The organism is Phytobacter sp. V91, from assembly GCF_965644225.1.
GTDB lineage: Bacteria > Pseudomonadota > Gammaproteobacteria > Enterobacterales > Enterobacteriaceae > CBFFRJ01.
In genome coordinates this window covers 1-2,825 of the sequence record NZ_CBFFRJ010000243.1, presented here as the reverse complement: position 1 = coordinate 2,825, position 2,825 = coordinate 1, and the positions used below count along the sequence as shown (strand labels likewise).

The 2,825-nt window shown below is 55.8% G+C and carries 2 protein-coding genes and 1 pseudogene; 2 read left to right on the top strand and 1 reads right to left on the bottom strand.

What is annotated here, in order from left to right:
- The first annotated feature begins 111 nt into the window (after window positions 1-111).
- On the top strand, window positions 112-870 hold the full coding sequence (gene deoR, locus ACSZO4_RS25260; RefSeq protein ID WP_437891838.1) for a DNA-binding transcriptional repressor DeoR: 759 nt from the start codon (window positions 112-114) through the stop codon (window positions 868-870).
- A gap of 39 nt (window positions 871-909) precedes the next feature.
- Here the strand turns inward: deoR and dacC are convergent, their stop codons facing one another.
- Window positions 910-2,121: a serine-type D-Ala-D-Ala carboxypeptidase gene (gene dacC / locus ACSZO4_RS25255; RefSeq protein ID WP_437891837.1), complete on the bottom strand. Its 1,212-nt coding sequence runs from the start codon at window positions 2,119-2,121 to the stop codon at window positions 910-912.
- Between the two features lie 227 nt (window positions 2,122-2,348).
- On the opposite strand from dacC, the pseudogene ACSZO4_RS25250 reads away from it, so the two are divergent.
- Window positions 2,349-2,750, top strand: a pseudogene (locus tag ACSZO4_RS25250) (glutathione S-transferase family protein); the annotation flags it as partial.
- Between the last annotated feature and the right edge of the window lie 75 nt (window positions 2,751-2,825).

Here is a 2,825-nt window from a genome sequence, read left to right as displayed (position 1 = left end):
CGAGGGCGGTTAAGATATCAAAAACCCGTTATCCGGTGAAACGCAGTGCCGCTCCGCTTAAGTGAACGGCATTACGCTCTATGCGGGGCTTTCTTTATATTCAGGGGAACTATGGAAACAAGACGTGACGAACGCATCGGTCAGTTACTCTCCGCGCTTAAACGCAGTGATAAACTGCATCTGAAAGAAGCGGCAGCTTTGCTTGGCGTGTCCGAGATGACCATTCGCCGCGATCTCAGCAGTAACAGCGCGCCTGTGGTCCTGCTCGGGGGCTATATTGTGCTGGAGCCACGTACCGCCAGCCATTATCTGCTTAGCGATCAAAAGACGCGTCTGGTGGAAGAGAAGCGCCGTGCCGCCGAACTGGCCGCAAAACTGATCGAGCCGCATCAGATGGTGTTTTTCGATTGTGGTACCACTACCCCCTGGATCATTGAAGCCATTCCCGAAGACGTTCCCTTTACCGGGGTCTGTTACTCCCTGAACACCTTTCTGGCGCTCCAGGAAAAACCCTTGTGCCGCGCCATTCTGAGCGGTGGGGAGTTTCACGCCAGCAACGCTATCTTTCAGCCGCTGAATTTCAAAGAGACGCTGAGCTATTTGCGCCCGGATGTCGCCTTCTATTCCGCGGCGGGAGTACATACAGAGCAAGGGGTGACCTGCTTTAATCTGGAAGAGTTACCGCTGAAACAGTGGGCAATGAGCAGCGCGCAGCGCCACGTGCTGGTGGTTGATCACAGCAAATTTGGTAAAGTGCGCCCGGCCTGCATGGGCGAATTAGGCCATTTTGACGCCATCGTCAGCGACTGCCGCCCGGACGATGCATTCGTGGCCTTCGCGAAAGCGCAGCAGATTAAGCTTATCTACTGACCGTGCGACCGTGCCCGCAGGGTGCACGGCCTGTTGCCGTCAGGAGAACCAGCCGCCAAACCACTGGTTCAGTTTCATCAGCACAAAGTCCCACATCCGGCCAAAGAAGCCGCCCTCTTCCACCGCTTCCATCACAATCAACGGACGCTGCTCAATAGACTTGCCATTGAGCTGGAAGTCGATTGTGCCGACCACCTGACCTTTGGCCAGCGGTGCGGTCAGCTGCGGTTCACTCAGGGTGTAGCTGGCCTTCAGGTTTTTCAGCTGTCCGCGAGGAATGGTCACTGAGCCTGCTTCCCCGGCTCCCAGCTTCACTTCGTTCTGCGAGCCAAACCAGACACGCTGGCTGACAAAGGCTGCATCCGGTTTAATCGGCGTCACCGTTTCAAAGAAGCGGAAGCCCCAGGTGAGCAGTTTTTCTGATTCATTAAAACGAATACGGTCTGTCTTCGACCCCAGCACCACCGAAATCAGACGCATATCGCCCTGGGTTGCGGAGACAACCAGGTTGTAGCCTGCGCCCTCAGTGGTCCCGGTTTTCATCCCGTCCACGTTCATGCTGGTGCTCCACAACAGACGGTTGCGGTTCGACTGACGGATTTTGTTAAAGGTAAACTCTTTCTCTTTGTGGATAGCGTACTCATCCGGCACGTCGTGGATTAGCGCTCTGCCGAGCAGTGCCATATCCCGTGCGGTGCTGAACTGGCCGGGCGCATCCAGCCCATGCACGGTTTTGAACGTGGTATTGGTGAGGCCAAGCTTAGTGACATAGCCGTTCATCAGGCTGACAAACGAATCCTGGCTGCCCGCCACATGATCGGCAATGGCGATGCTGGCGTCATTACCGGACTGAATAATTACCCCTTTATTCAGATCCGCAACGGAGACCTGATCGCCGGGTTTAAGAAACATCAGTGAAGAGCCGCGCAGCGCCGGGTTGCCGGTTGCCCAGGCGTCCTTGCCGACGGTAACGGTGTCGGTAAGCTGAATTTTTCCGGCTTTGAGCGCCTGGCCGACCACATAGCTGGTCATCAGTTTGGTCAGGCTTGCCGGGTCGAGTCTCTCGTCGGCGTTGCCTTCCCTCAGCACCTTGCCGCTGTTGTAATCCATCAGGATCCAGGCGCGGGCATCGACAGCCGGTGCATCCGGCGCCTGCTCTACCGCATACGAAGAGGAAGAAAAGAGAACGATCAGCGCGGCTCCCGCCGCCAGACCGCGAGAAAAGCGTGGTAAGGGAGATAAATGCGTCATATAGGCCACCCAGGTATCCATTCTGAAAATAACGTCGCACCACCATACGCAACAAGCCGTGAGTAATAGCGCATAACGAACGTGATTGAAAGCGCCGAAAGGTAAAGTTTACGCAAGAACAGGCGGTTGCGCTGCTGCGAGGGCTTTTTTTTGCAAAACGTTGCCAGAACGTTAACTTTATCTCACCATGGGTGCCATCTGAGGATGTTGAAAATCGAGAGGGTCATATGATTACGCTGTGGGGCAGAAATAACTCATCGAACGTCAAGAAAGTACGCTGGACGCTCGACGAACTCGAATTGCCGTATGAACACATCCTGGCCGGTGGCGCTTTTGGCCTCAACCATGAAGCGGACTTCCTGGCGATGAACCCGAACGGGCTGGTGCCGCTGCTGCGCGATGACGAAACCGACGTCGTCCTCTGGGAGTCCAACGCCATTGTGCGCTATCTCAGCGCCCAGTACGGCCAGGCGCGTTTATGGCCGGAGTCGCCCGCCGCCCGTGCGCAGGGTGAAAAGTGGATGGACTGGGCGCTCAGCACCCTGGCGCCAAAGCACGGTATTCTGTTGATCGGTATTGTGCGTACGCCTGCGGAAAAACGTGACAACGCCTCGATTGCCGCAGGCATTAGCTGTATTAGTCGCGACTTGATCTGACACTTGACCTTGAAAGGTTGAGAGTTACCGGTTTTGATATGGGTGTCG